This window comes from Mycobacterium sp., assembly GCF_032161845.1.
In the GTDB taxonomy this organism is placed as follows: Bacteria; Actinomycetota; Actinomycetes; order Mycobacteriales; family Mycobacteriaceae; genus Mycobacterium.
Genome location: NZ_JAVRQA010000456.1, coordinates 1 through 6,503 on the forward strand (window position 1 = coordinate 1; position 6,503 = coordinate 6,503).

The window sequence follows — 6,503 nt, forward strand, 5'->3', positions numbered from 1 at the left end:
CTCAAGGACAAGCTCGGCAACCACGCCAACGCCTCGAGCGAGGTCGAGTACGAAGGCGCCACGGCGTGGCTGGTCGGCGAGGAGGGCCGTGGCGTGCCGACCATCATCGAGATGGTCAACCTGACCCGGCTGGACTGCACCCTTGGCAGCGCAACCAGCATGCGTACCGGGTTGACGCGGGCGATCCATCACGCCCAGCACCGAAAGGCCTTTGGCGCGTACCTGATCGACCAACCACTGATGCGCAACGTGCTCGCCGACCTTGCGGTCGAAGCCGAAGCCGCCACCATGCTGGCGATGCGGATGGCAGGTGCCACCGACGGGGCGACCCGCGGTGACGACCGCGAAAACCTGCTGCGCCGAATCGGTCTCGCGGCAGGCAAGTACTGGGTGTGCAAACGGGCCACCCCACACGCGGCGGAGGCCATGGAGTGTCTCGGCGGCAACGGCTATGTCGAGGAGTCCGGCATGCCGCGGCTGTACCGCGAGGCGCCGCTGATGGGCATCTGGGAGGGTTCCGGCAACGTCAGTGCACTGGACACGCTGCGCGCCATGGCTACCCGCCCAGAATGCGTCGAGGTGATGTTCGACGAGCTGAGCCGCACGACTGGCCAGGATCCGCGCCTGGACGCCCACGTGACGTCACTGCGCACGGAATTGGGCGACCTCGAGAGCGTTCAGTACCGAGCCCGCAAGATCGCCGAGGACATCTCTCTTGCGCTGCAGGGCTCGCTGCTGGTGCGGTACGGACACCCAGCCGTTGCCGAGGCATTCCTGGCCAGCCGACTGGGCGGCCAATGGGGTGGGGCGTTCGGCACCCTGCCGACGGGACTGGACCTGGCGCCGATCATCGAGCGCGCGTTGGTCAAGGGATGACGAGGTTCTGGCGAGCAGACGTAAACGGCCCTGAAAAGGCCCGAATGAGGGCCCTTTGCGACTGCTCGCGGGGGAGAGGGGGCGCCGCGTGACACATGCGATCAGACCCGTGGACTTCGACAACCTGAAGACGATGACCTACGAGGTCACCGGCAGGGTTGCCCGAATCACGTTCAACCGCCCCGAAAAGGGCAACGCGATCGTCGCCGATACCCCACTGGAACTGTCGGCGCTCGTCGAGCGGGCCGACCTCGATCCCAATGTCCACGTGATGCTGATCTCCGGCCGCGGCGCGGGCTTCTGTGCGGGTTTCGACCTGTCCGCCTACGCCGACCGCACCTCGTCGGCGGGTGGTACCGGCGGCTACAAGGACACCGTGCTCGACGGCAAGACCCAGGCGATCAACCATCTGCCAAATCAGCCGTGGGACCCCATGATCGACTACCAGATGATGAGCCGGTTCGTGCGTGGCTTCGCCAGCCTGATGCACGCCGACAAGCCGACGGTGGTGAAGATCCACGGGTACTGCGTTGCGGGTGGCACCGACATCGCACTGCACGCGGACCAGGTGATCGCGGCATCCGACGCGAAGATCGGCTACCCGCCGATGCGGGTGTGGGGAGTGCCAGCCGCGGGCCTGTGGGCGCACCGCCTCGGCGATCAGCGCGCGAAACGCCTCCTCTTCACCGGTGATTGCATCAGCGGCGCGCAGGCCGCCGAGTGGGGTCTGGCGATCGAGGCACCCGAACCGGAGGATCTCGACGAGCGCACGGAGAACCTCGTCGCGCGGATCGCCGCCATGCCCGTCAACCAGCTGATCATGGCCAAGCTGGCGTTGAACACCGCACTGATGAACCAGGGCATCGCCACCAGCAGAATGGTCAGCACGGTCTTCGACGGCGTCGCACGGCACACGCCCGAGGGCCACGCATTCGTTGCCGAAGCCACCGAGCACGGCTTCCGCGATGCGGTGAAGGCCCGCGACGAACCGTTCGGCGACGCCGGGCGCAAGACGTCAGGGGTCTAGCCGGGATGGGCGCCGAGGAGCGCAGCGACACGGGACTCGACCCAGCGCTCACCCGGTTGACGGCGCGGTCGGTGGTGCTGAGCGTCCTGCTCGGCGCCCACCCCGCGTGGGCGTCGGCGAGTGAACTGATCAGGCTCACCGCGGATTTCGGCATCCGGGAGCCGACGCTACGGGTAGCGCTGACACGGATGGTCGGTGCTGGCGACTTGGTGCGCTCAGCTGACGGCTACCGACTCTCCGACCGCCTGCTGGCCCGCCAGCTTCGTCAGGACGACGCGCTGGACCCACGGCTTCGCCGATGGAATGACACGTGGACGACCCTGGTGATCACCGCCGTCGGCACCGACGCCAAGGCCCGGGCAGCGCTGCGAACGACGCTGCACGACAAGCGATTCGCCGAGCTCCGCGAGGGGGTGTGGATGCGCCCCGCGAACCTCGACCTCGAGTTGACCGACGAGCAGCGGGCGAAGGTGCGGGTGCTGCACGCCCGTGACGACGATTCGGCCGGTCTGGTGGCCGCACTCTGGGACGTGCCGGGCTGGGCCCGTACCGGTCACCGCCTGCTCGACGAAATGGCCGGCGCCACGGACGTGCCTGCGCGATTCGCCATCGCCGCGGGCATGGTGCGGCACCTGCTGGCCGATCCCGTGCTGCCGAAGGAACTGCTGCCCGACGACTGGCCGGGTGCTGCACTACGGCTGGCCTACCACGACTTCGCCGCCGAACTGGCGGCGCGACGCGACGACACCGAATTGATGGAGGCAAGATGACGACCAACCCTGGCGGCGTGAGGGTGGAGCGCAACGGCCCCGTGACGACGGTGATCATGAATCGGCCGGACGCGCGCAACGCCGTCAACGGCCCCGCTGCGGCCGGCCTCTTCGCCGCGTTCGAGCAGTTCGAGAGCGACGACTCGGCCGCGGTCGCGGTGCTCTGGGGCGACAACGGAACCTTCTGTGCGGGAGCCGATCTCAAGGCGTTTGGCACACCCGACGCAAACCCCGTCCACCGGACCGGGCCCGGGCCGATGGGCCCGTCGCGCATGGCGCTGTCCAAGCCGGTCATCGCCGCGGTCAGTGGGTTCGCCGTCGCAGGCGGGCTGGAACTGGCGCTGTGGTGTGACATGCGGGTGGCCGAGGAGGACGCCGTCTTCGGCGTCTACTGCCGCCGCTGGGGGGTGCCGCTCATCGACGGTGGCACGGTACGACTGCCGCGGCTCATCGGGCACGGCCGGGCGATGGACCTCATCCTCACCGGCCGCAGCGTCGACGCAGGCGAGGCGTTCGCGATCGGCCTCGCCAACCGCGTGGTGCCGCGCGGACAGGCCCGGGAGGCCGCCGAGGCGCTGGCCGCCGAACTGGCCGCACTTCCGCAGCAGTGTCTTCGGGCCGATCGGCTGTCCGCGCTCAACCAGTGGGGTCTGTCGGAGTCCGACGCGATGGACGCCGAGTTCGCCAGCATGTCGAAGGTGGCGGCCGAATCATTGGCTGGGGCACAGCGTTTCGCGGACGGGGCGGGGCGGCACGGCGGCAGCGCGTGACGGTCAGCCCTTCCTGATCGAGTTGCCCGATCCCGTGTCGTTGACCTTGGGATCGCCGTCTTTGTACGCGACCGTGTTGTTGAGGCCGACGACGCTGAGCCCGTCGACGATCTTCTCGAACGTGACCTTGTTGTCTGCGCCGCCGATGTTCACGTTCGCGCAAGAGCCCTTGACCGTCAGGGTGTTGTTGGAGCCGCCGATGGTCAGCGACTTTCCGTCCGCGCAGTCGATGTCGGCGGTCGTCCCCACCGATCCGTAGTTGATGGTGTTGCCGATCTCGACCTGCACCCCGGACGACCCGGCCGTCATGGTCGGCGAGCTGATGTCGGAGTCCGAGCCGCAGCCGGCAAGGCCGAGCACTCCAACGACGGTCAGCGCAGCAATCGGAACGACGAGTCGCATGCCTACGCGGGCACCCGATCGATGCGGTTGGTCATACCCAGTTCCCGGCCGCGGTCCCAGACCGTCGGCTCACCACCGTGGTACAGGACCGTCTGGTCGAACCCGTAGACGGTGATGTCGTTGATCACGTTGTCCGCGACCACGATGTTCGACGATCCCTGGACCGAGATGCCCCAGCACGTGCCGACGGCCGTGACGGTGTTGCCGGTGCCGACCACGATCAGGGCCGACTCGTTGCAGTCCAGCGTCTGGATGATGCCCTGGCCGGTGATGTGGGTGTCGCCGTTCTTCGCCTGCGCGGTCGGAACTCCGACGCACAGAGCGCCCGAAAGGGCCACCATGCCCACCGCCAGCGAAGTGCCAAGCCTTCTCCAACCCACGGTGGTTTCCCTTCGCTTCCAAGCGCTACGTCGTTGGGCAGACTCTACGTCGCCGAACCGTGCCAGTGACACCACTTCACCGGTTCTGGGTAGCGTGTGCACACGATGCATGGGCTGGTCGGACGGGGTGTTACGGCCGTCGCTGCGGCGACCGCCGCGATGGTGGCCGTGGCAGCGTGCTCGCAGACCGTCGGTGGGACCGCCGAGCGGGCTCGTCCCGGCGTGCCCGACCCACAACGCAGCTACGGATACGTGGACCACCGTTGCGGGCTTCTGCACGACGACGCCATCAAGGATCTGCTCGGCGCGAACAGCTTGGTGAAACCGTTCAGCGGCGCCGTCTGTCAGTACGTGCTGTCGGCCGACGCGGGCCTCATCGACGTCGTCTTCTCCTGGTTCGAACAGGGCAGCATCGACCGCGAACGCGCCGTCGCCACCGACCGGGGCTCGCGCATCACGGAGACCGACGTCGCACGGCATCCGGCGTTTCTGGCCCAGCGCCCCGACAACTCGAATGCCTGCTCGGCCACCGCGGCTGCCGGATCAGGGGTGCTGACGTGGTGGGTGCAGTTTCGCCCGAGCGAGGACGATCCCTGCACGGCCGCCGAGAAACTGCTGTCGGCGACGCTGTCGGCGGACCTGTGACGCGGGCACGGCTGCTCGCCGTCCTGGCCGCGGTGTGCTCCGTCGTCGCCTGCGGGTCCCCGGCGGCGTCGATGGCGCCGACCCCGTCGCCGGTGGACCCCGGCAAGGTGTTCCACAGCACCGACTGCAACGCCGTGACCGACGCCGACGTCACGAAGGCCGTCGGAGCCACCCTGTTCACCAGGGTCGTGGTGAACGACGCCGGCTGCTTTTGGCAGGAGAACACCGCGATCGGCGACTTCGGCATTGGCATGGGCATATCCACGTGGTGGTACCGCGGCAGCGACCTCGACACCGAACGGTCACTCGAACGGAACGCGGGCCGCACGCTCACCGAGATGGCAGTCAACGGCAACAAGGGATTCAAGGCCTACGACGACAATGCCTGCAGCGTCTACGTCGCAAAGGGGGGTGACGTCATCACCTGGTCGGTCCAGACGGTGAACTCCGCCATGCTGCCGGATCTCTGCTCGATCACCGAGACGCTCGCGCAGCTCAGCCAGGACAGAGTGAGCTAACCGGCCGACCGGCGGGTTAGAGTCGTTCGCTGTCCCAAATCTCAGGGCGCACTCGATCCGAAGGACGCAACCTCATGGCAGCTCGGTCGGAGTCGGCACCCGGCACGGGCAGGTCGCGAAGCCCGGCGAGGGCGACCAAGCTCAGTCGGGACGCCATCGTGAACGCGGCGCTGACGTTCCTCGACCGCGAGGGCTGGGACGCCCTCACCATCAACGCCCTCGCAATGCAGCTCGGCACCAAGGGCCCGTCGCTGTACAACCACGTCGACAGCCTGGAGGACCTGCGCCGGACGGTGCGCATGCGGGTCATCGAGGACATCATCGGAATGCTGAACACCGTCGGCGACGGCCGCACCCGCGACGACGCCGTGGTGTCGATGGCCAGCGCCTACCGCAGCTACGCCCACCACCACCCCGGCCGTGATTAGGCGTTCACCCGGATGCCGCTCGGTGGAGACGATCCGGAGTACACCGCGGCAACGCGAGCGGCAGCCGAACCGGTCATCGCAGTGCTGGCGTCCTACGGACTGGAGGGCGAGAACGGATTCTTCGCCGCGTTGGAGTTCTGGTCTGCCCTGCACGGTTTCGTGCTTCTGGAGATGACCGGCGTGATGGACGCCATCGACACAGATGCCGTGTTCACCGACATGGTCCTGCGGCTCGCGGTCGGCATGGAGAGGCGATGAGCGCTCGCCCGAAGAGCAGTCGACGGCGATGAGCGCTCGGCTCATTTCCGCGGGTCACTTCACCAGGCAAATTGGCGGCTCCCACGCGCTTTGACCTGCGCCACCGGATGAAGGTATTGTGGTCGATCGTGCCTGGCCGATAGGGCGCTTTGGGGCTGTGATGCCTGCAAGCAAGCCTGCACGCCGGGCAAATTCGCATGTCCACGATGCATCGTCGAGATTCGGTGCGCGAGCGTGTGCGACACACCCGGCCGCGGGGTAACGCGGCAGGGCGTAACCGCAGTACACAGACTTGAGAACGACCGTAGTAACCGATCAACCTAGAAAGCCGGTACATGCCAACCATCAACCAGCTGGTCCGCAAGGGTCGCCGGGACAAGATCGCCAAGGTCAAGACCGCGGCCCTCAAGGGCAGCCCACAGCGCCGCG

The 6,503-nt window shown here is 67.6% G+C and carries 8 protein-coding genes and 2 pseudogenes; 8 read left to right on the plus strand and 2 right to left on the minus strand.

The features are described 5' to 3' along the window. From QOD90_RS24710 to QOD90_RS24725, 4 genes are all read left to right on the plus strand, one after another. Positions 1–876: acyl-CoA dehydrogenase family protein (locus QOD90_RS24710; RefSeq protein WP_526354028.1), on the plus strand; the 876-nt coding region annotated here is incomplete at its 5' end. Positions 877–964: 88 nt separating this feature from the next. Beyond that, entirely contained in the window at positions 965–1,903 is a 939-nt protein-coding gene (locus tag QOD90_RS24715) for an enoyl-CoA hydratase/isomerase family protein (RefSeq protein WP_526354030.1), read from the plus strand. Positions 1,904–1,908: 5 nt separating this feature from the next. After that, the gene (locus QOD90_RS24720) at positions 1,909–2,673 is read left to right on the plus strand and encodes a PaaX family transcriptional regulator C-terminal domain-containing protein (protein ID WP_526354032.1); all 765 of its coding nucleotides are present in this window, start codon (positions 1,909–1,911) and stop codon (positions 2,671–2,673) included. Beyond that, complete coding sequence (locus QOD90_RS24725; protein WP_526354034.1) at positions 2,670–3,443, plus strand: crotonase/enoyl-CoA hydratase family protein; 774 nt, start codon at positions 2,670–2,672, stop codon at positions 3,441–3,443. Before QOD90_RS24720 ends, QOD90_RS24725 begins: the two co-directional genes overlap by 4 nt. A 3-nt stretch (positions 3,444–3,446) precedes the next feature. Here the strand turns inward: QOD90_RS24725 and QOD90_RS24730 are convergent, their stop codons facing one another. Next, positions 3,447–3,845 carry a DUF3060 domain-containing protein gene (locus tag QOD90_RS24730; protein ID WP_526354036.1) on the minus strand — a complete coding sequence of 133 codons (399 nt, stop codon included), beginning with the start codon at positions 3,843–3,845 and terminating at the stop codon, positions 3,447–3,449. Positions 3,846–3,847: 2 nt separating this feature from the next. Further along, entirely contained in the window at positions 3,848–4,225 is a 378-nt protein-coding gene (locus QOD90_RS24735) for a DUF3060 domain-containing protein (RefSeq protein ID WP_526354038.1), read from the minus strand. A gap of 105 nt (positions 4,226–4,330) precedes the next feature. On the opposite strand from QOD90_RS24735, the gene QOD90_RS24740 reads away from it, so the two are divergent. The 4 genes and pseudogenes from QOD90_RS24740 to QOD90_RS24755 all read left to right on the plus strand — a co-directional run. Then, positions 4,331–4,870, plus strand: coding sequence for a DUF3558 family protein (locus QOD90_RS24740; RefSeq protein ID WP_526354040.1), 540 nt, complete (start codon positions 4,331–4,333; stop codon positions 4,868–4,870). Next, positions 4,867–5,388, plus strand: a complete 522-nt coding sequence (locus QOD90_RS24745) for a DUF3558 family protein (RefSeq protein ID WP_526354042.1) — start codon at positions 4,867–4,869, stop codon at positions 5,386–5,388. The genes QOD90_RS24740 and QOD90_RS24745 overlap by 4 nt, the downstream gene beginning before the upstream one ends. Positions 5,389–5,462: 74 nt before the next feature. Then, positions 5,463–6,074 (plus strand): annotated as a pseudogene (locus tag QOD90_RS24750) (TetR/AcrR family transcriptional regulator). 335 nt (positions 6,075–6,409) lie between these two features. Then, positions 6,410–6,503 (plus strand): annotated as a pseudogene (locus QOD90_RS24755) (30S ribosomal protein S12); the annotation flags it as partial.